Source organism: Marinibaculum pumilum, from assembly GCF_042646425.1.
GTDB classification, from domain to species: domain Bacteria; phylum Pseudomonadota; class Alphaproteobacteria; order Ferrovibrionales; family Ferrovibrionaceae; genus Marinibaculum; species Marinibaculum pumilum.
The window spans coordinates 53,645-80,639 of sequence record NZ_JBHRTR010000048.1 but is presented as its reverse complement, the minus strand read 5'-3'; the positions used below and the strand labels follow the sequence as shown (position 1 = coordinate 80,639).

Below are 26,995 nucleotides of genomic sequence, written 5' to 3'. Positions count from 1 at the left end.
CCCTTCCGCCTATAGCTAGGGTCCGATCCCGGCGCCGCCCACCGCTTCGCTAACACATGAAGGCGCGATTGGCTCCGCCGCGCCGTGCTAGGCTTCGCCCGGCAGCCGGCACTTGAGTCAGCGGACGGAGGCAAAGGCGGAGCGCGTGACGGAACGGATCATCGCGGCGGATATCGGCGCCACCAAGACCCTGATCGGCATCTTCGAGGGGCCCCCGGGCAGCCCGCAGGAGGTCGTCGCCGAGCGGCTGGAGAACGCCGCCCATCCGGATTTCGGCGACCTGCTGTCCGACTTCCTGCAGCGGCATGGCGCGGCTGACGTGGATGCCGCGTGCATTGCCTTTCCCGGGCCGGTGGATGATGGCCGTGCGCAGGGGACGAACATCGCCTGGGCGGTGGACAGGCGGGACCTCGCCGCGCAGCTGGGGACCGCGCGGGTGCAGGTGGTCAACGACCTGGTGGCCGCGGCACGCGGCATGTTGCTCCTGCCGGAGACGGCATTCATGGCCCTCAATCCAGGCGCCGATGCGGCGGCATCCGGCAATGCCGCGGTCCTGTCCGTCGGCACCGGGCTGGGGCAGGCGATCCTGCACTGGGACGAGGATCGCTTCCGGCCGATCGCCTGCGAGGGCAGCCATGCCGACTTCGCTGCCCAAAGCGAACAGGAGATCGCGCTGCTCCGCTACATGCAGGCCCGCCACGGCACCCATGTCAGCTGGGAGCGCGTGGTCTCCGGCCCCGGGCTGGTCGACATCCATGCCTTCCTGCGCGACGGCGCCGCCGACGGGCCCGGCGCCCCCGTCGCCGCGGCAGGCGGTGACGATCCCGCGGCCGCGATCAGCGCCGCCGCGCTTCAGGGCGGCGACCCGCTCTGCCGCGCCGCGGTGACCCTGTTCTGCCGCCTGATGGGGGCCGAGGCCGGCAACCTGGCGCTGAAATGCCTGGCGGTCGGCGGCGTCTATATCGGTGGCGGCATTCCGCCGCAGATCCTGCCGGCCCTGCAGGACGGTGCCTTCCTGTCCGGCTTCCGGGAGAAGGGGCGCTTTCGCGGGCTGATGTCGCGGATACCCGTGCGGGTGGCGCTGGAGCCGCGGGCCGGCCTGCTGGGCGCGGCGCGGATCGCGACCGGGCTGCCGACCGCCTGAACGACACGCGATACGAAAGGCGGTGACGTTCTTTCTTTGACTTTTCGCATGCGCACAGTAGGTTCGGCGGTTCCTGTGCTGAACAGGCTGCATCTACTGGTTGGGGAGGACGCGATGTCTCACGACGCCCTCTTCCAATTGGGGATGGGCTCAGTATCGCTGAATGCCGCCCAAGCGGAAGACCAAACGACTGCCGATGCCTCTGCGGGGTCCCGAGGGACTCCATCCCAAGAGCCGGCCGATCACTTCATCGAGAAGGACGGGATCACCTGCGCGGGCGCGCATCTGATCATCGACCTGTTCGGCGCCGAACGCCTCGACGATATCGACTATATCTCGGATACCCTGCGCAGCTGCGTCGAGGTGGCCGGGGCGACCCTGCTGCACATCCACCTGCACCCGTTCGAGCCGAATGGCGGGGTCAGCGGCGTGGCGGTGCTGGCGGAAAGCCATATCTCCATCCATTCCTGGCCGGAGCGCAGCTATGCCGCGCTCGACGTGTTCATGTGCGGCGACGCGCAGCCGGAGCGCTGCGTCGAGGTGCTGCGCCGCGCCTTCCGGCCGGAACGGATCGCCGTGCAGGAACTCCTGCGCGGGAGAGGGGCATGAGCGGCGGCCGCTGGATCGACGAGACTCTGCATCCCGATATCCGACTGTCGCTGAAAGCCGACCGCATCCTGTACGAGGACGGCACCGGCCACCACCATCTCGCCCTGTTCGAGAACCGGGTGTTCGGCAAGGTGCTGGTCCTCGACGGGGCGATACAGGTCACCTCCGCCGACGAGTTCGCCTATCACGAGATGATGGCCCATGTGCCGATCCTGGCGCATGGCGCGGTCCGGGACGTGATGATCGTCGGCGGCGGCGATGGCGGGCTGGCGGAGGAAGTGTTGAAGCATCCCGCAGTCGAACGCCTGCTGCAGGTGGAGATCGACGCTTCGGTGGTCGATTTCGCGCGCAGCCATTTCGGCGATTTCAATGCAGGGATCTTCGACGACCCGCGGTTCAAGGTCGAGATCGCCGACGGCGCCGCCTTCGTGGCCCGGACATCGCAGCGCTTCGACGTGATCCTGGTGGATTCCACCGACCCGCAGGGGCCGGGCGCGGTGCTGTTCACGGCCGATTTCTATCGCGGCCTGAAACGCTGTCTGAAGCCGGGCGGGGTCGTCGTCACCCAGAGCGGTGTGCCCTTTCTGCAGATGGCCGAGTTCCGGTCCGCCATGGGCAACCTGGCGTCGGTGTTCGCCACCGCAGGCTGCTACCTGGTGACGGTGCCGACCTATTTCGGCGGGCAGATGGCACTGGGCTGGGCGCATGACGGCGATGCCAAGGCGCTGCAGCCTCCGGCGGCGGTCCTGGCGCGACGGGCCGGGAACTTGCATACCCGGTACTACACGCCCGCGGTCCACCGGGCGGCCTTCGCCCTGCCCCGATTCATTGCGGATGCGCTGGAGGTGGCCGGCGGCACGCTCGACTGACCTCCGCCTGCATTGCGTCAGGCTGTCAAGCCCGTCTCCCTGCGGCCTCCGGCGGCGGCTGGCCGCTCAGGCCGCCAGGCGCGCGATCAGGCGGTCCACCAGGTCCGCGGTCGCCTGGTCGTGGCGGAACTGCAGGCGCAGTACGCCGCGTGAGGCCTCGATCACGCGGCCACGCAACCGTTCGCCGCGGATCGACACCTCGGCTTCTGCGCCGATATCCGTCTTCACGTCCATCCGCAGGGCCAGTCCGCCCTGGGAGAGGTTTATGGTGCGGCCCTCGGCATGGATGTCGGCGCCGCCGAAGCTGCCCGGCAAATGGATCGAGGCCGGCAGGTCGACATCGAAGCGGGGGTGCAGGCGGCGATCGCCGGCACGGGCCATCGCCATCAGGAAGTCCGCGACCTCGGTCCGCAGTTCCTCCGCCTTCTGCGACCGTTCGCCTGCGGAGGAGAGAAGCTGGCCGGACGAGGATTTCGTGGTGCTGGCACTCTCCCGCACCTGGGCGATGCTCTCCGCCACCTCCGCGGTCATCTGGGCCGCCTCGGGACGTTGCGTGTGATCTCGTTGGTGGCCGCCCCCTGCTCCGTGACGGCGGAGGCGATGGCGCCGGAGCTCTCGTCCACCTTCGCAACCGATTTCGCGATCGCCGACAGCGCCCGGGCGGCCTGGTCGGAGGCATTGCGCACTGCCTCCACCTTCGCCTGGATGTCCTCGGTGGCACGGGCGGTCTGGTTGGCGAGGCTCTTCACCTCGGAAGCGACCACGGCGAAGCCCTTGCCGGCTTCGCCGGCGCGCGCCGCCTCGATGGTGGCGTTCAGCGCCAGCAGGTTGGTCTGCTCGGCGATGTCCTGGATGAAGCCGACCACGGTGTTCACGTCGACCACGACGGAGGCGAGGTCCGCCACCAGCCCTTCGGCCTTGCCGGCCTCTGCCACCGCATTCCGGGTGGGGCCGGTGGTGCGCTCGACCTGGGCGCCGGTCTCGCCGGTGGAGGCCGGCATTTCCTCCGCTGCGGAGGCGACGGTCTGGGTGTTCTCGCGCGCGCGGGCGGCGGAGGCGGCCACCTGGTCCGACAGGTCGCCGGTCTGGTCGGCTTGCTGCAGCAGGGAAGAGGCCGTCGCCTCCAGCTCCGTCGAGGCAGCGGCGACGGAGCGGAGCTGGCCGCTGACCGCCGTGTTGAAGTCCCGCGCCAACTGCTCAAGCTCGGCCTGTTTGCGCAGTTTCGCTTCCTGCTCGCCGGCCTGCTCGCGGGCCAGTTGCGCCCGCTCCGCCAGCCCGTCGCGCGCGACGAGCATCGCCAGGCCGACGGCGATCACGACAACCACCAGCGCCTTGACGATCGTGGAGATGGACTTCGACCAGGCCATGGCCGACACATCGTTGGTGTAGACGCCCGAGCCGATGATCCAGCCCCACGCCGGAAAGGTCTTGACGAAGGAGACCTTGCCGACCGGCTCCTCCTCGCCCGGCTTCGGCCACATTTAGTTCACGAACCCGCCCTCTGGCCCGGCTCCGGCTTTCGTCACGCACTCCCGGAACATGAAGGTGCCGGCGGGATCCTTGAAGTCGGTCATGTCCCGACCGTCCAGTTCCGGCTTGATCGGGTGCATGACGATCACCCGGCGGGCGTCGTTGATCCAGACATATTCGCTGCCGAAGCGAAGCGCGCGCACCACGGCCTTTGCCCCCTCCTGCGCCTCCTCCCTGCTCATCTCGCCCCTGGCCGCGCGTTCCGCATAGGCCGCGACGAGGCTCTCAGCGCCAAGCACCGCGGTGCGCGCCTGCGCCCTGCGCCCGTCGAAGACGGTGTCGTAGAGATCGCCGACCCCGAACCCGACGACCAAAAAAAGGCCCGCCAGGCAGACGCCGACGATGGCGTACAGGCGGGTCGCGACGGAAAGATTCCGGATGGCAGCAAGGATCGACATGGCCAGTCACCGCAATTGTGCCGCCTTGTCGCGGCGACGCATGGAAAGTCAGCGAGCGCGGTTCCCGTCCGCGCCATTCCCCTGAGGAACGGCGCGATTCTGCCCGCGGGTGATCAAGGAATGTCTTATCCGCTGCATCGGCCAAACTGTGCCAATGCACCGGATCGGCCGGGCTGCTAGTGTCCCGCCCGAACCGACGGGCAAGCTGCAACCAGACTGAGAGACCCGGGGCCACCGCCATGTGCAAGACCAGCCTCCGCGCCATCGCCACCGCGACCGCCATTGCCGCGGCCCTTCTTGCCTGTCCCGCCGGCCCGTCGCAGGCCGGCGAGGGGCGCAGCTGCACGGTCGACCGCGTCGAAGGCGCGACCGTCCGGTATTCGAAGGGTCCGGACTGGGTTGCGCTGACCGTGAACGAACTGCCGGCCGGTGCCGTCAAGGTTTCCACCGGTCAGGACACCCGGATCGAGATCGCCTGCTCGGACGGCATCGTCGTCACCGTCGGCTATGCCACCACCGTCGATCTGGCCGCGCTGACCGCCGCGCCGAGGTCGGACGGCAATGTCCTCCTGGACCTGGTGGACGGGATCATCGGCATCGTCGCGCCGGAGCGCAGCTGGACCTCGTTCCGGGTCCGTACGCCGCTGGCCATCGCCTCGATCCGCTCCACCACATGGTTCGCCGAACATGCGGCGGGCGCAGATTCCGCCTTCTTCGTGCGCGAGGGAGAGGTGGCCGTCACCGCCGACGGCAAGGCGTTCCGCCTGTCGCCCGGTGAGGGCCTGACCATCACCCCGGAGGGCGGTCCGGGCGAGGTGAAGGCCTGGGGACCGAAGCGCATCGACGAGGCGGTCGCGCGGCTGGGATTCGCCTGGCGGTGACCGGTCCGGGTCCTGCCGGCCGGCGGGCGCCATGAGCCGGGCGCGCCTGGCGACGCTGGTCCTGGCCCTGGCTTTCGCGCTGGGCTTCGGCCTCTGGCGGCAGGCGAGCTTCGACCCGGTCGGCGACGCATTCGAGAACAGCCTTCTGGACCTTCGCTTCCGCGTCCGCGGCGCGATCGCGCCGCCGGCGGCGATAACGATCGTGGCCATCGACGAGGCCGCCGTGTCCCGCATCGGCACGATGGCGCCGCTGCGCACGGCGCTGGCGGAGGCGCTCGAACGGATCGAGGCGGCCGCGCCGGCGGCAGTGGCGATCAACCTGCTGCTGCTGGACCGGACGGCCGCCGATGCCCGGCTGGCGCGGGTACTGGCGGCCTCCGACCGCGCCCTGCTTGCGGTCGCCACCACCGACGAGGCGGAGGCGGCGCGTACCACCTCCCTGCCGGAGGTGCTGCAATCCCTCGCCCGCAGCGCCTTCCCGGTGGTGGCCGGCGCCCGACCCGCGCGGCGGCCGGACCTGCATCCCTTCCTGCCCCATGCCGGACTGGCCGGCGCGGCAGAGCTGGGGCATGTCAATATCGCCCGTTCCGCCGACCGGGTCGCCCGCCAGATTCCGCTCGCCTTGCCGATCGCGCCGGATGAGGGCCACCTGCCGGCGCTGTCGCTGGCCGCTGTCCGCCTGGCGGAAAGCGAAAGCGCCCTGGCCCTGCTGCCCGGCAGCGCGGTCCGGCTGGGCGACCGCCGCATCGACACCGATGCCGACGGCCAGGTCACCCTCAACCATTACGGCCCGCCGGGCAGCATCCGTACCGTCAGCCTGGGCGACCTGCTCGCCGGCGCGGTGGCGCCATCGGCCTTTGCCGGCCGACTGGTCTTCGTCGGCGCCACGGCAGAAAGCCTGCGCGACCTCTATGCGACCCCCTTCGCGCCCGATGTGCCGGGTGTCGAGATCCTGGCCACCCTGGCCGGGAACCTGATCGACGACAACCTGGTGCAGCGGGACACCGCCGCTTCCGCCTGGTCGATCCTGCTGGGCCTGCTGCTGGCGCTTCTGGCCTGGCGGGCGGCCTGGCTGCGCCGCCCCTGGGCGGCGCTGGCGGCCACCCTCCTGGTCTGGTTCGGCGGCGCCGTCCTGATGCAGCTGGCCTTCGCGCCGGGCCTGCTCTGGCTGGACGGCAGCGCCGTCCTGGCCGCCACCCTGTTCGCAACCGCGATCTCCGGGTTCACGCGCCATCTCAGCGACCTTCAGACGACACACCGGCTGAGCCGCGAGCATGCCAACCTGTCGCACTACCTGTCGCCGGTGATGGCCCGCCAGCTGGCCAGCCGGCCGGCGGGCGAAATGGATGATCGCACGCAGGACGCCGCCGTGCTGTTCCTGGACGTGGCGGGCTATACCGCGCTTGCGGAGACCATGACGCCGGGGCAGGTCTCCATCTTCCTCGGCCGGCTCCATGCCCATGCGGAAGCCGCGGTCGCCGCCCATGGCGGGGCGATCGTGGAGTTCCTGGGCGATGGCGTGCTGGCGGTCTTCGGCCTGCCTGCCCCCGCCCCCGCCGATGCGGCTGCGGCCCTGGTCTGCGGCGCGGCGCTGCTGGACGATCATGCGCCGTCCTATCCGGTCACGGACGACGGCCGTCCTTCGCCGCTGCGGGTCAGCGTCCACTACGGCCCCGTCGGCATGGCGGTGCTGGGGGGCCGCCGGCACGGTCATTTCACCGTCACCGGCGATACCGTCAATGTCGCCGCGCGGCTGCAGGAAGTGGCGAAGCAGCACGGCGAAGCCTTCGTCGCCACCCGCCAGGCGATCGACGCCGCCGCCCTGGCCGACGGCGTGACGCCACCGCATTTCACCCGCCTGACCGAAGTGTCCATCCGCGGCCGCCGGCAGGCGACGGAGGTCTGGGTCCGCCGCGATCCCGATCCCTCCGGCCGCTGACCGGAGACGGCGCCGCCGGCCCCGGCCGGACGGTTAACCGGTTGGCAATCCGCCCGGCTCAACCTTGCCGAGTATCGTCCTGCCGGTCAGGCGGCATTCAAAAAGACAGGGTTCGGCGACGCCGCTGGCGAAGCAGCCGGAGAAGCGCCGGAAGGAGGGGGAGGTGTGAAAGCGGAGGGGCAATATCTGAAGCTGCTGCCCGTTGCGATCCTCCTCCTGGGCTTGCTGGCCACATGGCTGGCCTGGCGGATCGCCGACGGCGCAGTCGAGGATCGCGCCGGGCTGGAATTCCGCCTGGCGGTCGACACGAAGGCGGCGGCGATCGTCGGCAGGCTTCGCGCCTACGAGCTGATGCTGCGCGGCGCGGCCGGGCTGTTCTTCGCCTCCGATCATGTCTCGCGCGACGAATTCCGGACCTATCTGGACATCCTGCAGGTGCAGAACGACTTTCCCGGCGTCCAGGGGCTCGGCTATGCCCAGGTGCTGGCGGCAGCCGATCTTCCCGCCCATGAGGCGCAGATGCGTGCCACCGGCGTCGCCGGCTACAGGCTGCATCCCGAAGGCCGGCGGGACACCTATGCGGCGATCGTCTATCTGGAACCCATGGACGAGCGGAACCGCACCGCCCTCGGCTTCGACATGTTCTCCGAACCGGTTCGCCGGGCCGCGATGGAGCATGCACGCGACAGCGGCGATGCCGCGCTCTCCGGCATCGTCCAGCTTGTCCAGGAGATCGACAACGACAGCCAGCCCGGCTTCCTGATGTACCTGCCGGTCTATTCCGGCGGCCGCGACCCCGGCACCCTGGAGGAAAGGCGGCGCACCCTTGTCGGCTATGTCTATGCGCCGTTCCGGGCCTCGGAACTGATGCAGGGCATCATCCAGGAGGGCGGCGCCCTGGTTGCCTTCGAGCTGCATGACGGGCCGGATCCAACAGCCGGCAACCTGCTGTACCGGGACCACGGGCCGGGTACCCTGGCCGGGCGCAACGCGCGCCGCGACCTTGACATAGCCGGCCGCCACTGGACCGTGCTGTTCGCTGCGACCCCCGAATTCGAGCGCCGGGCCGCCGCCGGTTCCGAAGCACCGGCGGTCGCCGGCGCCGGCTTCGCCATCAGCTTCGTCCTCTTCCTGGTCGTCCTTCTCTCCCTGCGGATGCTGGAGGAGCGGCGGCGATCGGCGCAGGCGATGCATGCCGCCGAACTGAAGCTGCAGCAGGCGCAGAAGATGGAGACGATCGGCCAGCTCACCGGCGGGATCGCGCATGACTTCAACAACCTGCTGACGGTGGTGATCGGCAATGCCGAGGCCCTGCTGGCCCGGCGCACTGGCGACGACCGCACACGGCGCCTGACGGAGATGATCCTGCATGCCGCCCAGCGCGGCGCCGACCTGACCGCCCGGCTGCTGGCCATCGCCCGCCGCCAGGCGCTGCTGCCGCGGCCGACGGACGTTACGGCGCTGCTGCGCGAGATGGAGGGCCTGCTGCAGCGGACCCTGGGCGCCGGCGTCGAAGTGGAGATGGTGATGGCGGCGGATCTCTGGCCCGTGCTGGTCGACCCGGCGCAGCTGGAAAGCGCGATCCTGAACCTGTGCATCAACGCCCGCGACGCCATGCCCGACGGCGGAAAGCTGCAGATCACCTGCCGGAACCTGCACCTGGAACGCGGCCCGGACGGCAATGGCGGGCTGCCCGACCAGCGCCTGGGCGACTATGTGACGATCGCCGTCGCCGATTCCGGCACCGGCATGAACGCGGAGACGCTGGCGCGCGCCTTCGATCCCTTCTTCACCACCAAGCCGGTCGGTCAGGGCAGCGGCCTGGGCCTGAGCATGGTGTTCGGCTTCGCCAAGCAGTCCGGCGGTCATGCCAGCATCGACTCCGCGCCGGGCGCGGGCACCACGGTGACCCTCTGCCTGCCCCGCTCCGCAGAGACGGCGGACGCGCCCGCCCTGCCGCACCGGCCGGAGCCGATCCCCGCAGGCTCGGGAACCATCCTGCTGGTGGAGGATGACGGCATGGTGCGCGACTATGCCGCCGGCCGGCTGCAGGAACTCGGCTATGCCGTCACCGCAGTGGCCACAGGCTCAGAGGCGCTGGCCGTCCTGCAGGCGGATGACGGGATTGCGCTGCTGTTCACCGACCTTGTGATACCGGGCGGGCTGGACGGCCGCCAGATGGCGAAGGCAGCCCGGCAGCTGCGTCCCGGACTGCCCGTTCTCTTCACCTCCGGCCAGGCGCGGACCGCGGCACCGATCCGGCTGCCGGGCGCGCCCCCCCTGCGCCTGCTCCGGAAGCCCTACCGCTTCGACGAACTGGCAACCGCGATCCGCGACCTCCTCGACCAGGGCTAGGGGGACAAGGCTGTGGCCGCACCGGCATGCCGGACACCGCCACCAGGAATTGGGCGCCGGAAACCGGCTCTCGGGACCGGCTGTTGCCATGACGTCCGGACTGCACGCAGGATGAGGCATGTCTGCAAAGTCCCCCTACGCGCAGGGCCCCGAACCAGACGATACCGGCGCCGACAGCACGGATTCCTGCCTGCTCCCGGCCGCCAGCCTGGCCCGGCTCTATGCCGGCGGCGCCCTGTCGCCGGTCGAGGCGGTACGGGCGGTGCTCGACCGGATCGACCGCTGCGACACTACGGTCAACGCCTTTGCCCTGCTGTTGCCGGACGAGGCACTCGACCGGGCACGCGCAGCGGAGGCGCGCTGGCGCCAGGGCCGCCCGCTCAGCCCGATCGACGGCGTGCCGGCTACGATCAAGGACCTGACCCTGATGCGCGGCCATCCGACCCTGATGGGCTCGCGCATCACCGACCCGGCGGGCCCCTGGGACGAGGATGCGCCCGCCGTATCCGCCCTGCGTGACGCGGGAGCGGTCTTCGTCGGCAAGACGACGACCTGCGAGTTCGGCTGGAAGGGGGTCACCGACAGTCCGCTCTGCGGCGTGACCCGCAATCCCTGGGACCCGGCCCGCACACCCGGTGGCTCCTCCGGCGGTGCCGCCGCGTCGGTGGCACTGGGCATGGGCACCCTGGCGCTGGGCGGCGATGGCGGCGGCTCGATCCGGATCCCTGCCAGCTTCACCGGAATCTTCGGCCTCAAGCCCAGCCATGGCCGCGTGCCCTACTATCCGCCGAGCGCGATCGGCACCCTGAGCCATGTCGGACCGATGGCCCGCTGCGTGGAGGATGCCGCGCTGATGCTGGCGGCGATGGCCCGGCGCGACCCGCGGGACTGGCTCGCTTTGCCGGACACCGATCCCGCCGACCTGCTGGACGGCCTGAATGGCGGCGTCGAGGGCATGCGGATCGGCTTCAGCCCCGACCTGGGCTGCGGCCCTGTCGCCTCCGCCGTCGCCACCGCCTTCGCCCAGGCGGTCGCCGCCTTCGCCGAACTGGGCGCGGAGATGCGCCCCGTCGACCTGCACCTGGAGGCCCGGCCGCTCTACGAAACCCTGGCCGGCGCCGGCAAGACGCAGCGCTACCGGACCCTGACCGAAGAGCAGAAGCGCCTGGCCGATCCCGGCTATATCGCGATGGCGGAACGCGGCCTTGCGGTCGACCTGCCGGCCTATCTCGCGGCGATGCAGGACCGGATAGCGATGGGCCAGCGGATCAATGCGCTGTTCCAGGAGATCGACATCCTGCTGACCCCGACCATGCCGCTCACCGCCTTCGCCGCCGGCCATGACGTGCCGCCGGGCAGCGGGATGCAGCGCTGGACCGACTGGAACCCCTTCACCCCGCCCTTCAACCTGACCGGCAACCCGGCCGCCAGCATCCCCTGCGGCCGCGACGGGGACGGCATGCCGATCGGCCTGCAGATCGTCGGCGACCGCTATGCCGACGGGCTCGTGCTGCGCACCGCCCGCGCCTTCGAGGCGGCGCATCCCTTCCCGCTGCCGCCGCTGCCCGACGCCTGAGCACAAGGAAAAGGGGCGCGGCCGTCGGCCGCGCCCCTCGCCCAACTTCCGGGGATCGCCGCCTCAGAAGTCCATGTCGTCCATGCCCGACGGCATCGACGGCGCGGCCTTCTTCTGCGGCTTGTCCGCCACCATCGCCTCGGTGGTGATCAGCAGGCCGGCGACTGAGGCCGCGTCCTGCAGGGCGGTGCGCACGACCTTGGTCGGGTCGATGATGCCGGCCTTCACCATGTCGCCATAGACGCCGTCCTGGGCGTTGTAGCCCCAGTTCGGGTCGCTGCTCTCTGCCAGCTTGCCGGCCACCACGGCGCCATCCACGCCGGCGTTCTGGGCAATCTGACGCACCGGCACCTGCAGCGCCCGGCGGACGATGTCGATGCCCGCCTTCTGGTCGTGGTTCGCGGGCTTCAGCCCGTCCAGCACCCGGGAGGCATGCAGCAGAGCGGCACCGCCGCCGGGCAGCACGCCTTCCTCCACCGCGGCGCGGGTGGCATGCATGGCGTCGTCGACCCGGTCCTTGCGCTCCTTCACCTCGACCTCGGTGGCGCCGCCGACCTTGATCACCGCCACGCCGCCGGCCAGCTTCGCCAGCCGCTCCTGCAGCTTCTCCCGGTCATAGTCGGAGGTGGTCTCCTCGATCTGGCGGCGGATCTGGCTGCAGCGCGCCTCGATATCGGCCTTCTTGCCGGCGCCGCTGACGATGGTGGTGTTCTCCTTCTCGATCACCACCTTCTTGGCGCGGCCCAGCATGTCGATGCCGACATTCTCCAGCTTGATGCCCAGGTCTTCGGAGACGACCTGGCCGCCGGTCAGGATCGCCATATCCTCCAGCATCGCCTTGCGGCGGTCGCCGAAGCCCGGCGCCTTCACCGCCGCGACCTTCAGGCCGCCGCGCAGCTTGTTGACCACCAGGGTGGCCAGCGCCTCGCCCTCGACATCCTCCGCCACGATCAGCAGCGGCCGGCCCGACTGCACCACCTTTTCCAGCAGCGGCAGCAGGGCCTGCAGGCCCGACAGCTTCTTCTCGTGCAGCAGGATGTAGGGGTCCTCGAACTCGACCTTCAGCTTCTCGGCGTCGGTGATGAAGTACGGCGACAGGTAGCCACGGTCGAACTGCATGCCTTCCACGACATCCAGCTCGGTCTCCAGGCTCTTCGCCTCCTCGATCGTGATCACGCCTTCATGGCCGACCTTGTCCATGGCCTTGGCCAGCATGTCGCCGATCGTGCGGTCGCCATTGGCGGAGATGGTGCCCACCTGCGCGATCTCGGCATTGGTGGTGACCTTCTTCGACCGCTTCTTCAGCTCCTCGACCACGGCCGAGACGGCAATGTCGATGCCGCGCTTCAGGTCCATCGGGTTCATGCCGGCGGCATCGGCCTTGCAGCCCTCGCGGACGATGGCCTGCGCCAGCACGGTGGCGGTGGTGGTGCCGTCGCCGGCGCTGTCGTTGGTCTTCGAGGCCACCTCGCGCACCATCTGCGCGCCCATGTTCTCGAACCGGTCGGCGAGCTCGATCTCCTTGGCGACGCTGACGCCGTCCTTGGTGGTGCGCGGCGCGCCGAAGCTCTTCTCGATCACCACATTGCGGCCCTTCGGGCCCAGGGTGACCTTCACCGCATCGGCGAGGATGTCGACGCCGCGCAGCATGCGGGCGCGGGCATCGCCGGAAAAGCGGATTTCCTTGGCGGACATGGTGTCTCTTCCTCCCGTCAGGCGGCCCTGGCGACCGCCGGGGCGTCAACGATGACGCCCATGATGTCGGACTCCTTCATGATCAGGAGTTCCTCGCCGTCGATCTTCACCTCGGTGCCGGACCATTTGCCGAACAGCACCCGGTCGCCCGGCTTCACGTCGGGCGCGACCAGTTCCCCGGCCTCGTTGCGGGCACCGGGGCCGGTGGCGATCACCTCACCCTGGCTGGGCTTCTCCTTCGCCGTGTCGGGGATGATGATCCCGCCGGCGGAACGCTCATCCTCTTCGATGCGACGGACGAGAACGCGGTCATGCAGTGGTCGGAACGTCATCTCTGTTCCTCCGAAATCCCTTGCTGTGAAGCGAATTTCCGATCCTTGGCACTCTCAGGTCGGGAGTGCCAACCGCAGCGGAGATAGGCGCAGCCGGGCCCGCGATCAAGATCCGCGGGAACCGAATTTCGCTATATTTTTCAGGAGGTTAAAAAGCGACAACAGAAACCCGTCGGCCGCCATGCAGGCACCGCGCGGGTAGTCGGCGACGCAGGCGCCGGGGGCGTCCGCGTGCGGTTGTCGAAGAGAGACGGGCGGCATCTGCGCCGCCGTCACGGGGCAGATATTTGGCCGCTTCCGCGATCCGCGCAAGTGCCTTTTCAATAGGGGATGCGCGATGCGTCCCAGGCGAACAGGCCGCCGCTGTCGGCCGGCTGCAGCCCGTCCAGCACGGCCAGCAGCCGCCCCGCCGCCTCGGCCGGTGCGGACAGCTGCGCCGCCGGCACATTGCGCTGGAAAGGGGCGGAAAGCGGGGTGTCGACGGTGCCCGGATGCAGGGCGACGCAGAGTGCCCGGTCGCTGCGGCGGGCCAGCTCGATCGCCAGGCAGCGGATTGTCTGGTTCAGGGCCGCCTTGGAGGCGCGATAGCCGTACCAGCCGCCCAGACGGTTGTCGGCGATGCTGCCGACCCGGGCGGACAGGGCGGCAAAGGCCGCCTTGCGGTCACGCGCCAGCAGGGGCAGCAGGTGACGGGCCAGCAGCGCCGGGCCGATCGCGTTGATCCGGAAGGCCTGCGCCAGTCCCTCTGCGGTCAGATGGCGCCAGCTCTTCTCTGGATGCAGGCCCGCCGCGTCATGCAGGACGCCGGTGGCGACGATCACCAGATGCAGCTCGCCCGCCGATGCCCGCAGCGCCTGCGCGGCCGCCTCGATGCTGTCCTCCCGCTCCAGGTCCAGCCGGTGCCAGGCATCGGCTGCACCATCCGGCACCGGCCGTCGCGACAGGGCATGCAGCTGCGCGACGGCCGGCAGGTCGCGCAGCCGCGCCAGAAAGGCGCCGCCGATGCCGCCGGTCGCGCCGACGACGGCGACGTTCAGACCTTCGCCGAAACTGCCGAGAACGGTATCGCCCATGCCGTCCGCCCTTCCTGAAGCCTGATCCGCGCATGCCGGGGATACGTAGACCGGGCAGAAGCGGATCGGATTGCGGAAGGACCGACGGATGGCAATCAGCGAGACGGCACCGGCCGGGACGACGGCGGGCAACGCGGCCTCCGGCACGGCGCGGGTCCCCGCCGCAGCGCTGTGGCTGGGACTGGCCGGTGCCCTGCCCTTCCTGGCCCTGGCCGCCGCCCTGTTCCTGGCGCCGCCGGACCTGCGGCCGGTCGCGCAGCAGGCGATCGCCGGCTATGGCGCCGTGATCCTGTCCTTCCTGGGTGGCATCCACTGGGGCCTGGCGCTGCAGGCCGGTCGCCCGCTCTGGTCCCGCCTTGGCCCTGCCGTCCTGCCGTCTCTGCTCGGCTGGGCCGCGCTGCTGCTGGCGCCGGTGCCCGGCCTCTTGCTGCTGGCCGCCGGCTTCATCGCCATGGCGCTGGCCGACCACCGCGCCGCACGAGCGGGCGCCGCGCCGGACTGGTATCCGCGACTGCGCTGGCCGCTGAGCGGGGCCGTCACCGCCAGCCTCTGCCTCGCAGTCCTGGCGATCGCCGGCTGATCACCACCTCAGTACACCAAAGCCGTCGCCAGCCAGGGGAAGGCGATGATGATCAGCAGGGTGACCAGCATCATCAGCGCGAAGGGCGCCGCGCCGGCGAAGACGTCGACCAGGGTGATGCGGGAATCGTCGACGCTGGACTTCACCACATAGGCGGCCAGGCCGAAGGGCGGGGTCAGCAGGCCGATTTCCACCGCGATTATGGTGATGACGCCCAGCCAGACCAGGTCGATGCCCAGCGCCTGCGCCACCGGCAGCATCAGCGGCACGGTGATCAGCAGTATCGAGGCAGAGTCGATGATGAAGCCCAGCACCAGCACCAGCAGGATGAACAGGGCGACAAAGCCGGCGATGCCCAGGTCGGCTTCCGTGATCGCCTGCACGATCGACTGCGGCAGGCCCGACAGCGCCAGCATGCGCGAATAGAAATTGGCGGAGATGATCAGGAACAGCACCGACACGGTGATATGCCCGGTCTCGATCAGCACCCGCCAGAAGCCGGCCAGGTCCAGCTGCCGGCGCTGCAGGGCGATCGCCAGCGCGCCGGTGGCGCCGACCGCACCGGCCTCCGTCGCGGTGAACAGCCCGCCATAGATGCCGCCCAGCACCAGCGCCACCAGGGCCACGATCGGCACCATCCGGCCGGCATCGCTGCGCCGCAGGCCGCCGGGCGCATCGCGGTCCATGCCGCCGATGCTGGCGGGCCGCAGCCGCGCCATGGTGACGATGCCGGCGCAGAACACCAGGGTCAGCAGGATGCCGGGCAGGACGCCGGACAGGAACATGGCACCGACCGACTGCTCCGCCAGGAAGGCGTAGAGGATCATCAGCAGGCTGGGCGGGATCAGCATGCCCAGGACGGAGGACCCGGCGACCACGCCGACGGCGAAACGCGGGTTATAGCCGAAGCGCAGCATCTCGGGCACAGAGATGCGGGCGAACACCGCGGCCGAAGCGATGGAGATGCCGGTGGTCGCGGCAAAGCCGGCATTGGCGAAGACGGTGGCGATACCGACCCCGCCCCGCACCCGCCGCAGGCCGCGGTCGGCCAGGTCGAACATGTCCTTGCCCAGGCCCGCCACGCCGACCAGCAGGCCCATCAGCACGAACAGCGGCACCACGCCGAATTCCTGCCCGGCTATGGAATCGTTCATCGCCTGGCCCAGCAGGCTGAGGCCGATGTCGAAATTGCCGCGCATCAGCCAGATCCCGACCAGCGACAGCAGGATCAGCGCCACTGCGATGTGCAGGCCGGACACCACCAGCAGCACCATCACCAGCAGCGACCAGGCGCCGATCTCGACCGGACTCATCGGTCACTCCGGCGCGCGCCGATGGCGGCGCGGAAATCGCTGTAGGCCAGAAGCAGGAAGGTGATCGCGGTCAGGGCGGAGCCGATGACCATGACCAGGCGCACCGGCCAGGTCGGCGCTGTGAAATCGGCGATGGCGCCGACATAGTCGCCGATCTGCCAGGCGCGGAGGAATTCCGGCCAGACCGCGACGGTGACCAGGGTCAGGGCCAGCGCGCCGAACAGATGCAGGATGCCCTGCACGGCCGCCCCCAGTCGCGGCCGGCGCAGGCCCAGGGCGTCGATCAGCAGCTCCGCCTTGGTGAAGCGGCCGGCCCAGAGGGCGTTCGGCAGCTGCAGGAAGACGATGCCGACGATCGACAGGCCGACGATCTCGATCGCGCCCCGCACCGGCGCGCCGAACAGTTCGCGGCCGACGATATCCGCGTCGACCAGCACCAGCAGCCCGAAGATCCAGACCGTGCCCAGCGCGTTCAGGCCTGCGCCGATGCGGTCGAAGCGGAACGGCTGCGGCCGGCCGTAGGCGGCGGCCCCGACACCCGGGGCGCCGCCTGGTGGCCGCCGGTCAGCCGACTGCGGATCGGCGGTCAAGGCGCGGCGGTCGCCGCGACCGGCCCTGGGGCCGGCCTCACTTCGACCAGTCGCGCGGCATCTCCACCCCCTGGGCCTCCAGGGCGTCGATATAGGCCGCCATCACCTCCTGGCCCGGCAGGCCGCGGGAAGCCATCTCCTCCGCCCATTCCTTGCCGATCGGCGGCAGGGCGTTGGCCCAGCGGGCACGTTCCTCCGGCGACAGTTCGGAGATCGTGGCGCCACCGGCCTTCATCCCCTCCATGGCGGCCTCGGCGGTCGCCATCTGCACCTCGGCGAACTTCTCGGTATAGCCGGCACCGACCTCGCGGATGATCTTCTGTGCCTCCGGCGGCAGCGCGGCCAGCCGGTCTGCGCTGATCGCCAGGCAGCCGGTCGACTGGGCGCCGATATTCACCTTGGTGACGTGGGGCGCGACCTCGTGCAGCTTGATCGCGAAGGCCGGCGCGGCGGAAACGATCACGCCATCGGCCACGCCCGTCTTCAGATCGTTGTAGTAGGTGGTCAGGTTGCCGGCGACGCCGATCGCGCCGGTGCCCTTGATCCAGTTCGCGGCCGGTCCGGGCGCCAGGATCTTCTTGCCCTCCAGGTCGTCGATGGAGGAGACGGGGAACTTCGTCACCAGCTGGTAGGTGTCGATCGCCGCCGCGCCCAGGCATTCCGCATTGGCCTGCTTCCAGGCCTCCTGCATCGCCGGGGTCTGCCCACGCACCTGTTCGATCGCCGTGCCGATCTTGCGGATATCGTCGGTCGCGAAGGGGGCGAACAGGGTGACCTGCTCCAGCGGGAACTTCGCCGCCTCGAAGATGAAGGCGACGATGCCCATGTCGGACACGCCGGAGCGGATCGCATCGCTCTCGGCGCCGATCTTGGCCAGGGTGCCGCCATAGGCGGTGGTCCAGTCGATCTTCACCGGATTGCCGGCGGCTTCCAGCCGCTTGTCGGTTTCCGGGATCACATATTCGTCGATCAGCCGCACCCAGGAAAAGACCGGCGGATGGCCCGCCGTCACGGTGAACCGCTCCACGTCCTGCGCGGCGGCCGGCGCCATCGCCCCGGCCAGGATGCCCGCCGCCATGGTGGCGGGCAGAACGAACCTCTTTGCATACTGGATCATCGGCCTTCCTCCCTCGGATTATCGTTTTCGGCCACAGGTTCTTGGCAAGAAGACTACTCGGCGGCCTCCCTGATCGCCAGATCGATGTCATGCAGCGGCGGATCCTCGCCCACCGCGATCTCTGCATCCAGCTGCGCGCCGCAGCCGGGGCAGAGGAAGCGGCGGAAGGTGACCGCGGCATCGATATAGCGATGCGGGTCGCCGATCAGCGGGTTGCTGTCCTGCACCGGCCGGTCCTCGGCCAGGGCATGCAGCTTCCAGTTCTCCCCCACCGGACCCAGCGCCGTGCCGCAGCCGGCGCAGGCATGGTAGCTGCCGTCCGCATCGCGATGCACCGCCAGGTAGGGGCTGATCTCCATCACCGGGCTGCCGTCGCGGCGCACCGGCTTGCGGTCGGGGAAGGCGTCCAGGCGCCGTGCCTTCAGCTCCGTCCGACGCGCTTCGGTGGCGGCCGCGTCGACCTGCCCGCTGGCCGGATCCACGACGGCGCCGTAGATCCGTTCCGCGCCCTCGATGCTGATGAAGGCCCCGTCCAGGTCGGACTGCACCCGCTCCACGTCCCGGTCCAGCGGATCGCCGAAGCCGCCGCCGCCGCACCAGGACACGGCATAGACGTCGTTGCCGGTCTGCGGGAAGCCGTGCTCGCGCAGGCCGATCGGCCGTTCCGTCCCGGTCACCTCTGCCACGTCGCGGGGGATCCGCCCCTCGGCGAACAGCTGGCGGACATTGGTCTCCACCCGGTAGCGGTAGCCATTGGGGCCGGCCGGATGGCCGCCCATCAGCCCCAGGGAGGACGGGATCGCCGCACCGGAGCAGATGGAGTCATGCATGATCCGGTCGGTGTTGTGCACGGTGAAGCAGCTTTCCGCCCCCTGGCCGCCGCGGAAGCGGCCGGCGCCTCCGGAATCCGGCAGCTCCTTGCGGTAGAGGTAGAGGATCGGGAACTGCTGCTCGGTATGTTCCACGTTCGGCAGCTTGGAGATCGGCGTGCGCGACTGGCCGCCGGTCGACACCCCGTCGCCGACGGCGAAGGCGCCGATCGCGCCGCCGATCGGGTCGATCAGGCCATAGCCGAACTTCTCCCCCCGCAGGTCGGTGCCCTGGAACAGGGTGCCCGGCCACTGGCTGGTGCCGCTCATGCAGACGATGTCGCCGCGCAGCTCCGGCACCGGATAGATCATCTTCGACAGCACGTTGTAGACCGGGTAGAGCGACATCTCCATCGCCTGGATCGGCGCGGTGGAGACCGAGGCCGGGAAGTCGGCGCAGTTCATCGTCCCCATGGTGGGATTGAAGGTGACATGCCGCAGCGCGCCGCCGATCGCGAAGTACTGCTCCCAGCACATGATCTGGTTCAGCACCACCATGATGGAACCGCGCCAGCCGGAATAGGTGCAGTTCATGGCGCCGATCTGCGGTGCCGTCCCCTCGTTCTCGAAGGTCAGGTGGCGGCCTTCCTTGTGCAGGGTGATCCGCACCGGGTAGTGCTTGCGGTCGCCCTCATGCGCGCATTCCACATAGGCGCGCTCGGTCCAGGTGCCGTCCGGGATCTTGTCCATCTTGGACAGAAAGGCCTTTTCGCCATTGGCGATTACCCTCTTCATCACCGACTTCACGGTGCGGGCGCCATAGCGCTCCACCAGCTTCAGCACCCGCGCCTTCGCCGTGGTATTGCCCGCCAGCTGCGCGCGGAAGTCCAGCGCCACCACGTCCGGCTTGCGGGAGGCGCGCAGGTACATCGCCTCGATATCCTTGCGGATCTCGCCGCCCTCGACGATCTTCACCGGCGGGATCAGGATGCCCTCGTCATAGGCGTCGCGGGCCGACGGACAGAAGGATGACGGCGTGATACCGCCGACATCGTACTGGTGCAGGCAGTTGGTCACCCAGCAGAACAGCTCGCCCTCGACGAAGACCGGGCAGATCAGCATCACGTCCATCTGGTGCGCCGCGCCGACCCAGGGATCGTTGGCCAGGAACATGTCGCCGTCGGCAATGCCCGGATTGTCGGAGCGGTTCTCCAGGATCCATTTCACCTGGGTGTCGGTGACCCCGGACATGTACTGCATGTAGGGGCCGAAATAGACGAACTCCGCATCCTCGGTGAGGATCGAGGGGTTCAGGTCGATCGCGTAGATCGCAACCGGCGAACCGGAGATCCGCATGATCGTGGAGCCATGCTCCTCGTTGATGCTCCACAGCGAATGGCGGATCACCTCGTAGGTGACGGGATCGATCTCCTCGTCATGCGCCGACTGCAGTTTCAGCTTCGGCGATACGTTCAGCTGCGCCGGCGGCACATAGGGCTTGGCCACCCCGTCGAACACCACGCCGTTGGCCAGTGCGTCCAGGACCTTCATCGCCATATCCTCCCAGTTCCGCCGCTCAGCGCAGGGTGAGATCGAAATTGCCCAGGGCGTCGACCCCCAGGCTCTGGCCGGGATGGATGACCACCGTGGTGTCGGTGGTCTCCACGATCGCCGGGCCGGCGACCCTGTGGCCGTGCAGCAGCTGCTCGCCGTCGAAGACCGGCGTCTCGACGAAATCCTTGCTCGCGCTCCAGTAGACCTTGCGGGGGCGGCGCCGCGCCGCCTCCGGCGGTTCCGGCGGCGCCGCCTCGGTCCGCGGCAGGACCGGCCGCGGCAGCGGCGCGGTCGCCCGCACCCGGAAGGTCACCGCCTCCAGCTTCGCGCCCCGGAAGGAGGAGCCGCGGCCGTAGAGCCGCTCGTACTTCTCGTAGAATGCCTCCGCCAGCGGCTGCAGGTCGCCCCCGGTCAGGCTGGCGCCGGCGACCGGCACCTCCACCTCATTGATCTGGCCGCGATGCCGCAGGTCGATGGAGAAGGCCAGCGCCGGCTCGGTCGCGCCCTCCGCCTGCAGCTGCGCCATGCCGCGTTCGCCCAGCGCCGCCAGCACCTTCGACATGGCGGCGGGGTCGAACGGGCTCTCCATCACCTCGACCTGCTCGTAGACATGCAGGATATCGGCGGCCGCCGCGCCGAAGGCGCACCAGACCGAGGCGGTCTTCTTCTGCGGCACGATCACCCGCTCCACCCCCAGCTCAGCGGCGAAGACGCCGGCATGCACCGGCCCGGCGCCGCCGAAGGCGTAGAGCACAAAGTCGCGCGGGTCGTGCCCCTTCTCGATGGTGGCGCGGCGGATCAGGTCGGCCATGTTGAATTCCACGATGCGCGCGATCCCGGCGGCGCATTCGATGGTGGACAGGCCCAGCTTGCCGGCCAGGTCGGCGACCGCCTTCTCCGCGCCGTCGCGGTCCAGGCTCATCGCGCCGCCGGCGAAGTTCTCGGCATCGAAATAGCCCAGCAGCAGGTCGGCGTCGGTCACCGTCGGCTGCGTGCCGCCGCGGCCATAGCAGACCGGGCCCGGCTTCGCGCCTGCGCTCTCCGGCCCGACGCGCAGGGTGCCGGTGACCGGGTCATGCACCGCCAGGCTGCCGCCGCCGGCGCCGACGGTCTGGATGTCCACCTTGGGCAGGAAGTACTGGTACTGGTTGACCGTGGAGATGTGGCTGGTCGCCGCCTCGCCGTCATGGATGATGCCGACGTCGAACGAGGTGCCGCCCATGTCGGTGGTGATGATGTTGCTGTGCCCCATCAGTCCGCCCAGGAAGGCGGAGCCGGTGACACCGGCCACGGGCCCGGAATCCAGGGTCAGCAGCGGCGCCTCGATGCCCGTGGCCACCGACACCGCGCCGCCGGCACAGGAGGTAATCTGCAGTGGATGGGCATAGCCCATGCCGGTCAGGCTCTGGTCGATATTCGCCAGATAGGCGCTGGTCAGCGGGCCGATATAGGCGTTCAGGACCGAGGCGGTGGTGCGCTCGTACTCGCCCCATTTCGGCACCAGGTCGGAGGAGGCGGTGACGAACAGCTCCGGCGCGCGCGCCTGCACGATCGCCTTCATGCGGCGCTCATGTTCGGCATTCTTGAACGACCAGAGGAAGCAGATCGCGACCGCCTCCACACCCTGTGCCAGCAGCCGTTCCAGCGCGGCCTTCGCCTCCGCCTCGTTGAACGGCACCACCACGTTGCCCAGGCTGTCGATGCGCTCCGGCACCCCTTCGATCAGGCGCTTCGGCACGATCGGCTGCGGCTTCGCCCCTTCCGGGAAATGCACCACCTTGCGGATGTCGCGCCCCGAATAGCCGCGGCTGCCGCGCATGATGTGGATGACATCCTCGTGGCCGCGGGTGGTCAGCAGGCCGACCTTCGCCCCGCGGCGCTGGATCAGGGTATTGGTGCCGGTGGTGGTGCCATGGCTGATCAGCCGGATCCGCGCGCAGAAATCCTCCACCGAGAGGCCCAGGCGCTGCGCCGCGGCACCCAGCACGGCGACCACGCCCTGGGAAAAGTCCGGCGGCGTGGAGGCCGCCTTGGCGGTGATGACCGTGCCATCCGCGGCGACGACGGCACAGTCGGTGAACGTGCCGCCGATATCGATTCCGACCAGGTAGCCCGACATGGACCGGCATTCCTCCCAACTTCGTTCTCGTTGGGATGAAGCCTAGCGTAGGCTTGGCCATGCCTGTAGAGGCAGTTCAGCTATCGCTGCTATATTGATTTTGTTATGGCAGTCGACGATCTCAGGCTCTGGCGGCAGTTCCTGGCCGTGGCGGATGCCGGCAGCATGAGCCGCGCGGCCATGGAGCTGGGCATCGCGCAGCCGGCACTCAGCCGGAAGATCGGCGACCTGGAGGCGGCGCTGGGCAGCCGCCTGCTGGAGCGGCATTCACGCGGGGTCTCCCTGACCCCGGCGGGGGAACTCTTCAAGGAGCGTGCGGAACGGATCCTGGACGATGCCCGCGACCTGCGCGAGGCGGTCTCGGCCCGCAGCGACCGGCCGGAGGGCCGGCTGGCCTTCGGCATGCCCCCCTCCCTGGGCATGGCCCTCACCGTCCCCGCCCTGCAGCGCTTCCGCGACGACTATCCCGCCGTGGTGCCGGAGGTGATGGAGGGCACCAGCCGGGCGCTGCGCGACGACCTGCTGGCCCGGCGCATCGAGTTCGCCGCGATCTCCGCTATCGAACCGGGCCGGGAGCTGCGCCGCCAGCCGCTGCTGACGGAGGATGTCTATCTGATCGGCCCGCCCGGGGCGACAGCCCTGGCGGACGGCCATGTGACGCCGGAGCGGCTGGCCGACCTGCCGCTGATCCTGACCGCCCGGCCGAACTCCCTGCGCGCGCTGGTCGACCAGGTCGCCCGCGCCCATGGCGTGCGCCCCAACGTGGTGATCGAGACCAATACCCGGCTGGTGGTGCCCCTGGTCTGCCGGGGCATGGGCTACACGGTGCTGAGCCGCGCGGCACTGACCGGTGAATTCGCCGGCACCGGCGTCGCGGCCGCCCGCATCGCCGGCTTCCAGGTCAGCTGGGTCCTGGCCAGCCTGCGCGCTCAGGCGCTGTCGCCTGCGGCCATTGCCCTGCAGCACCTGCTGGCGGAGATCGCCGGGCCGCGCCCGGCCCCCGCCGCTGCGCAGCCGCAGGGGGCCAGCGCCTCGTCCGGCTGATGCCGGCGTCGCACGCCTCGGGCCATCCTCAGGCCGGGCGGTCGCAGGGTGCCGTCTCGCCCAGCTTCGCGTAGATGAAGTCCACGATGTCTTCCACGGTGATCCTGTAGCCCCGCGCCTGCGCGGTCCCGACCACCGTCTCGAGATCGGCCTGGCGCCGGACTTCCGCCGCCAGTGCCTCACAGGACCGAAGGTCCCGTGCGAAGCGCTGCATGTCGTTCTGGCTCATTCCTGCCTGCCCCAGCCGCGCCGGCCGTGCCAGTCCGGGACAGACGGGCGAAGCAGCCGGCTCCGGTTGTCTGCATTGCATGCGGCATACCGGGCCTGCCGGTTCAGAAGACATGACGCAGGAAGCCGAACCAGAGCATCAGCGCCAGGATCAGGAAGACGACGAACCGCGCCAGGCCGCCGCGCCGCAGCCTGGCTTCGCCTGCCATTGGCCGCCGGCAAAGATCTCCGCCGGCAGTCCTGGTCGCAGGCCTGCTGGTGGTCCCGCAGCGGTTGAAGATCCGGCCTTCAGTGGTGGAGCAGGAGGTCGCTTTCCTCCGGCATGCCGGTCGGGACCGGGCCGCCGGCCAGACGGCAGATATACTCGACCACCGAAGCGGTGGTGATGTCGAAACCATGCCGCCGCGCCACTTCCAGCACCGCATCGAGGCTCGCCTGTCGCTTGACCTCGGCCGCCAGGGCGCCGTCTGTCCGCAGATCCCTGGCGAACTGCTCCACCGCGTCGTGGTTCATCGCATGTCCCGCTGACCGTCATGCCGACCCCCGACATTTCGGACCGCTTCGGTTAACAAGGTATTAAACGGCCGGTTAAAGGTCCCCCCTGTTCCGGACGTAGGTGGCCAGGCCCGCGACCAGCCCGTCGAAAACGGCGGCGCAGCGCGGCGTCGCCCGCAGATTCTCATGGCAGACGACCCAGACCCCCAGCTCCAGGGCGAAGACATCCGGCAGGACCGGCCGCAACTGCGGGTCGCGGGCCGCCAGCGGCAACTGGCAGGCGCCGATGCCGAAGCCGGCCCGGATCGCCGCCAGCTGCGCCAGGTCGCTGTCGGCCCGCAGCGCGAAGCGCACCCGGTCAAAGCCGGGTACCTCGCGCACCAGGCTGCGGATCGCCGGGGTCGGCCGGTCGAAGCCGATCAGGCTGTGCTGCGCCAGATCGTCCAGACTGGCCGGCATGCCGCGCCGCTGCAGATAATCCTCCCGGGCATGCAGGCCCAGCGGGATGCGGCCGACCTTGCGCGCGACCAGCGCACCTTGCGCCGGCTCCACCATGCGGACGGCGATGTCGGCCTCCCTGCGCAGCAGGTCCTCCACCGTGTTGGAAAGCGCCAGCTCGATCACCAGCGCCGGATGGCGGCGGTGCAGGTCGGCCAGGATCGGCGGCAGCACCTCCACCCCGACGATCTCGCTGGCACTGACCCGCACCGTGCCGCGCACCTCCCCGCCCTGTCCCGATGCCGTCCGCAACAGCGCCGCCGCGGTGGCGGCCAGGCCCTCGGCGTAGGGGCGCAGCTCCAGTGCCGTTTCCGACGGCAGCAGGCCGCGCGGCGAGCGCACGAAAAGCTGCAGGCCCAGGGCTGCCTCCAGGCTCTCGATGTGGCGGGCTACAGTGGGCTGGGCGATATCCAGGTCGCGTGCCGCGGCGGACAGCGAGCCCGCCCGCAGGACGGCCAGGAAGGTGCGATAGAGATCCCAGTCCAGGTCGCGCCTGTTCATCCCATCTACCGTTCCGTCGTCATCGCCGGTACAGCAGGGTACCAACATTTCCGTTGAGCAGATGCACGAATATCCTCAATTCCGTTCAGGCCGGGACAGCCCCATTCTCGATCCTGTCGAGACAAGCGATGGAGGCTGTCATGTCGGAGCAGCGGACTGCACTGGTCCTGGGGGCGACAGGGGGCGTCGGCGGTGCGATCGCCGCCGCGCTGGCGGGAAGGGGCTGGACGATCCGGGCGCTGTACCGCAATCCGGCGCGCCCGGCGACGGCGCGGACCGGCGTCGCGCGACACTACGACTGGCGGCACGGCGACGCCATGTCGGCCGGCGACGTAGCGGCGGCCGCCGCTGGCGCAGAGCTGATCGTCCATGCGGTGAACCCGCCCGGCTACCGCAACTGGGGCCGGCTGGTGCTGCCGATGCTGGAGAACAGCATCGGCGCGGCTTCCGGCAGCGGTGCCCGCATCCTGCTGCCCGGCACCGTCTACAACTACGGGCCCGATGTCCTTCCCGCCCCGACGGAGGAGTCGCCGCAGAACCCGGTGACCCGGAAGGGCCGCATCCGTGCCGCGATGGAGGCACGCCTGGCCGCGGCCAGTGCCGACGGCGCGATTACCGCGCTGGTGCTCCGCGCCGGCGACTATTTCGGCCCGGGCGCCGGCAGCAGCTGGTTCTCGCAGGCGATGGTCCGGCCCGGCCGCCCGCTGCGGCGGGTGGTCCAGCCGGGCTGCGAGGGCATCGGCCATCAATGGGCCTATCTGCCGGACGTCGCGGAGACGGCCGCCCGCCTGCTCGACCTGCCGGACGTCCTGCCCCGCTTCGCCCGGTTCCACATGCACGGGCACTGGGATGCGGACGGCCGGCAGATGGTCGAGGCGGTGCGCCGGGCCGCGGCGCAACCCGACCTGCCGGTGCGCTGCCTGCCCTGGCGGGCGATCGCCCTGGCCGCGCCGGTGATGCCGCTGGCGCGGGAGCTGAGCGAGGTGCGCTATCTGTGGGAACGGCCGGTGCGGCTGAACAATACCCGCCTGGTCTGCACCCTCGGCGGCGAGCCGCATACGCCGCTGGACGAGGCGGTCGGCAGCACCCTGGCGGCACTCGGCTGCCTGCCGGCGGTGCAGGACCCGGCCGTCGAGAGTCCGCAGCGCCTGGCCGTGGCGGCGGCGTCCTAGATCCGCACCGTCCCGGACGCGGCGGAGGCGCGGGCCAGCGCCAGCCAGCGGCCCGGCGCGATGCCATAGCTGCGGCGGAAATGCCGGGTCATGTGGCTCTGGTCCGCAAAGCCCGCCTCCACCGCCGCCGCGGCCAGGCCCATGCCCTCGGCCGCCAGGCGGCGGACGAGCTCCAGCCGGCGCTGCACCAGGTAGCGGTGCGGGCTGGTGCCCAGGCAGGCGCGGAAATGCCGGGCCAGGGCGAAGCGGCTGAGGCCGCTGGCCCGCTCCAGGGTCCGGCTGTCGATGCCGGCGGCCAGATTCGCATCCAGGCAGTCGCGGGCCCGCTGCACCGCCGGCCGGTCCGGCACCCGGGGCAGCGGCGCGCGGATGCTTGCGGCGGCGGCCAGCCCGTCCGCCACGGCCAGCACCACCCGGTCGCGGGCCAGCGGCTCCAGCGGCAGGTCGGGATCCTCGAACGCCACCGCGACCGCGGCCTGCAGCGCAGGGTGGCAGGCCACGGCATCCGCCACGAAGGGCAGCGCCCCCTGCCCCAAAGCCTCGGCCACCGCCCAGGGATCCAGATAGAGGATGC

24 protein-coding genes and 1 pseudogene are annotated in these 26,995 nt (G+C 70.1%); 10 read left to right on the top strand and 15 right to left on the bottom strand.

All coding sequences use genetic code 11. The features are described 5' to 3' along the window. Positions 1-112: 112 nt before the first annotated feature. From glk to speE, 3 genes are all read left to right on the top strand, one after another. On the top strand, positions 113-1,144 hold the full coding sequence (gene glk / locus ACFOGJ_RS25370; protein ID WP_379905925.1) for a glucokinase: 1,032 nt from the start codon (positions 113-115) through the stop codon (positions 1,142-1,144). 114 nt (positions 1,145-1,258) lie between these two features. Then, entirely contained in the window at positions 1,259-1,753 is a 495-nt protein-coding gene (gene speD / locus ACFOGJ_RS25365; protein WP_379905923.1) for an adenosylmethionine decarboxylase, read from the top strand. After that, positions 1,750-2,622, top strand: coding sequence for a polyamine aminopropyltransferase (speE, locus tag ACFOGJ_RS25360; protein ID WP_379905921.1), 873 nt, complete (start codon positions 1,750-1,752; stop codon positions 2,620-2,622). The genes speD and speE overlap by 4 nt, the downstream gene beginning before the upstream one ends. A 66-nt stretch (positions 2,623-2,688) precedes the next feature. Here speE and ACFOGJ_RS25355 read toward each other — a convergent pair whose 3' ends face one another. The 3 genes and pseudogenes from ACFOGJ_RS25355 to ACFOGJ_RS25345 all read right to left on the bottom strand — a co-directional run. Further along, complete coding sequence (locus tag ACFOGJ_RS25355; RefSeq protein WP_379905918.1) at positions 2,689-3,153, bottom strand: PilZ domain-containing protein; 465 nt, start codon at positions 3,151-3,153, stop codon at positions 2,689-2,691. Continuing rightward, complete coding sequence (locus tag ACFOGJ_RS25350; protein ID WP_379906233.1) at positions 3,150-3,623, bottom strand: methyl-accepting chemotaxis protein; 474 nt, start codon at positions 3,621-3,623, stop codon at positions 3,150-3,152. Before ACFOGJ_RS25350 ends, ACFOGJ_RS25355 begins: the two co-directional genes overlap by 4 nt. A 366-nt stretch (positions 3,624-3,989) precedes the next feature. Then, positions 3,990-4,550: pseudogene (locus tag ACFOGJ_RS25345) on the bottom strand (cache domain-containing protein); the annotation flags it as partial. 239 nt (positions 4,551-4,789) lie between these two features. Between ACFOGJ_RS25345 and ACFOGJ_RS25340 the strand changes: the two are divergent. The 4 genes from ACFOGJ_RS25340 (at position 4,790) to ACFOGJ_RS25325 (ending at position 11,301) form a co-directional block, all read left to right on the top strand. Then, positions 4,790-5,431, top strand: coding sequence for a FecR domain-containing protein (locus tag ACFOGJ_RS25340; protein WP_379905916.1), 642 nt, complete (start codon positions 4,790-4,792; stop codon positions 5,429-5,431). A gap of 31 nt (positions 5,432-5,462) precedes the next feature. Beyond that, positions 5,463-7,370 (top strand): CHASE2 domain-containing protein, encoded by a 1,908-nt coding sequence (locus tag ACFOGJ_RS25335; protein ID WP_379905914.1) that lies wholly within the window; start codon positions 5,463-5,465, stop codon positions 7,368-7,370. Positions 7,371-7,535: 165 nt separating this feature from the next. Beyond that, complete coding sequence (locus tag ACFOGJ_RS25330; RefSeq protein WP_379905912.1) at positions 7,536-9,725, top strand: CHASE domain-containing protein; 2,190 nt, start codon at positions 7,536-7,538, stop codon at positions 9,723-9,725. Positions 9,726-9,843: 118 nt separating this feature from the next. After that, complete coding sequence (locus ACFOGJ_RS25325) at positions 9,844-11,301, top strand: amidase (protein ID WP_379905910.1); 1,458 nt, start codon at positions 9,844-9,846, stop codon at positions 11,299-11,301. 63 nt (positions 11,302-11,364) lie between these two features. On the opposite strand, the gene groL is transcribed toward ACFOGJ_RS25325, so the two are convergent. The 3 genes from groL to ACFOGJ_RS25310 form a co-directional block, all read right to left on the bottom strand. Beyond that, positions 11,365-12,996 (bottom strand): chaperonin GroEL, encoded by a 1,632-nt coding sequence (groL, locus tag ACFOGJ_RS25320; RefSeq protein WP_379905908.1) that lies wholly within the window; start codon positions 12,994-12,996, stop codon positions 11,365-11,367. Between the two features lie 17 nt (positions 12,997-13,013). Continuing rightward, positions 13,014-13,328, bottom strand: coding sequence for a co-chaperone GroES (locus tag ACFOGJ_RS25315; protein ID WP_379905906.1), 315 nt, complete (start codon positions 13,326-13,328; stop codon positions 13,014-13,016). A gap of 320 nt (positions 13,329-13,648) precedes the next feature. Further along, positions 13,649-14,401: an SDR family oxidoreductase gene (locus ACFOGJ_RS25310; protein ID WP_379905904.1), complete on the bottom strand. Its 753-nt coding sequence runs from the start codon at positions 14,399-14,401 to the stop codon at positions 13,649-13,651. An 88-nt stretch (positions 14,402-14,489) separates the two neighbouring features. Here ACFOGJ_RS25310 and ACFOGJ_RS25305 point away from each other — a divergent pair, with 88 nt between their 5' ends. Beyond that, entirely contained in the window at positions 14,490-14,981 is a 492-nt protein-coding gene (locus ACFOGJ_RS25305) for a DUF3429 domain-containing protein (RefSeq protein ID WP_379905902.1), read from the top strand. 8 nt (positions 14,982-14,989) lie between these two features. Here the strand turns inward: ACFOGJ_RS25305 and ACFOGJ_RS25300 are convergent, their stop codons facing one another. Genes ACFOGJ_RS25300 through ACFOGJ_RS25280 form a run of 5 tightly spaced genes read right to left on the bottom strand, consistent with a single transcriptional unit; the run spans position 14,990 to position 22,483 of the window. Next, positions 14,990-16,294: a TRAP transporter large permease gene (locus ACFOGJ_RS25300; protein WP_379905900.1), complete on the bottom strand. Its 1,305-nt coding sequence runs from the start codon at positions 16,292-16,294 to the stop codon at positions 14,990-14,992. Next, a complete protein-coding gene (locus tag ACFOGJ_RS25295) occupies positions 16,291-16,884 on the bottom strand; it encodes a TRAP transporter small permease subunit (protein WP_379905898.1) in 594 nt (197 codons plus the stop codon). Before ACFOGJ_RS25295 ends, ACFOGJ_RS25300 begins: the two co-directional genes overlap by 4 nt. A gap of 37 nt (positions 16,885-16,921) precedes the next feature. Then, the gene (locus ACFOGJ_RS25290; RefSeq protein WP_379905896.1) at positions 16,922-18,001 is read right to left on the bottom strand and encodes a C4-dicarboxylate TRAP transporter substrate-binding protein; all 1,080 of its coding nucleotides are present in this window, start codon (positions 17,999-18,001) and stop codon (positions 16,922-16,924) included. A gap of 53 nt (positions 18,002-18,054) precedes the next feature. After that, positions 18,055-20,361, bottom strand: a complete 2,307-nt coding sequence (locus tag ACFOGJ_RS25285) for a hydantoinase B/oxoprolinase family protein (protein WP_379905894.1) — start codon at positions 20,359-20,361, stop codon at positions 18,055-18,057. Positions 20,362-20,386: 25 nt separating this feature from the next. Next, complete coding sequence (locus ACFOGJ_RS25280) at positions 20,387-22,483, bottom strand: hydantoinase/oxoprolinase family protein (RefSeq protein ID WP_379905892.1); 2,097 nt, start codon at positions 22,481-22,483, stop codon at positions 20,387-20,389. Positions 22,484-22,588: 105 nt separating this feature from the next. Between ACFOGJ_RS25280 and ACFOGJ_RS25275 the strand changes: the two genes are divergently transcribed. Next, positions 22,589-23,527: a LysR family transcriptional regulator gene (locus ACFOGJ_RS25275; protein WP_379905889.1), complete on the top strand. Its 939-nt coding sequence runs from the start codon at positions 22,589-22,591 to the stop codon at positions 23,525-23,527. Positions 23,528-23,555: 28 nt separating this feature from the next. Here ACFOGJ_RS25275 and ACFOGJ_RS25270 read toward each other — a convergent pair whose 3' ends face one another. From ACFOGJ_RS25270 to ACFOGJ_RS25260, 3 genes are all read right to left on the bottom strand, one after another. After that, complete coding sequence (locus ACFOGJ_RS25270; protein WP_379905887.1) at positions 23,556-23,756, bottom strand: Nif11-like leader peptide family natural product precursor; 201 nt, start codon at positions 23,754-23,756, stop codon at positions 23,556-23,558. A 287-nt stretch (positions 23,757-24,043) separates the two neighbouring features. Then, positions 24,044-24,268, bottom strand: coding sequence for a Nif11-like leader peptide family natural product precursor (locus ACFOGJ_RS25265; RefSeq protein ID WP_379905885.1), 225 nt, complete (start codon positions 24,266-24,268; stop codon positions 24,044-24,046). 75 nt (positions 24,269-24,343) lie between these two features. Then, the gene (locus ACFOGJ_RS25260) at positions 24,344-25,249 is read right to left on the bottom strand and encodes a LysR family transcriptional regulator (RefSeq protein ID WP_379905883.1); all 906 of its coding nucleotides are present in this window, start codon (positions 25,247-25,249) and stop codon (positions 24,344-24,346) included. A gap of 140 nt (positions 25,250-25,389) precedes the next feature. Here ACFOGJ_RS25260 and ACFOGJ_RS25255 point away from each other — a divergent pair, with 140 nt between their 5' ends. Continuing rightward, on the top strand, positions 25,390-26,421 hold the full coding sequence (locus ACFOGJ_RS25255) for an NAD-dependent epimerase/dehydratase family protein (RefSeq protein ID WP_379905881.1): 1,032 nt from the start codon (positions 25,390-25,392) through the stop codon (positions 26,419-26,421). Here the strand turns inward: ACFOGJ_RS25255 and ACFOGJ_RS25250 are convergent. Continuing rightward, the coding region (locus tag ACFOGJ_RS25250) for an AraC family transcriptional regulator (RefSeq protein ID WP_379905880.1) at positions 26,418-26,995 on the bottom strand (578 nt) is incomplete at its 5' end. The two genes, ACFOGJ_RS25255 and ACFOGJ_RS25250, sit on opposite strands and share 4 nt — an antisense overlap.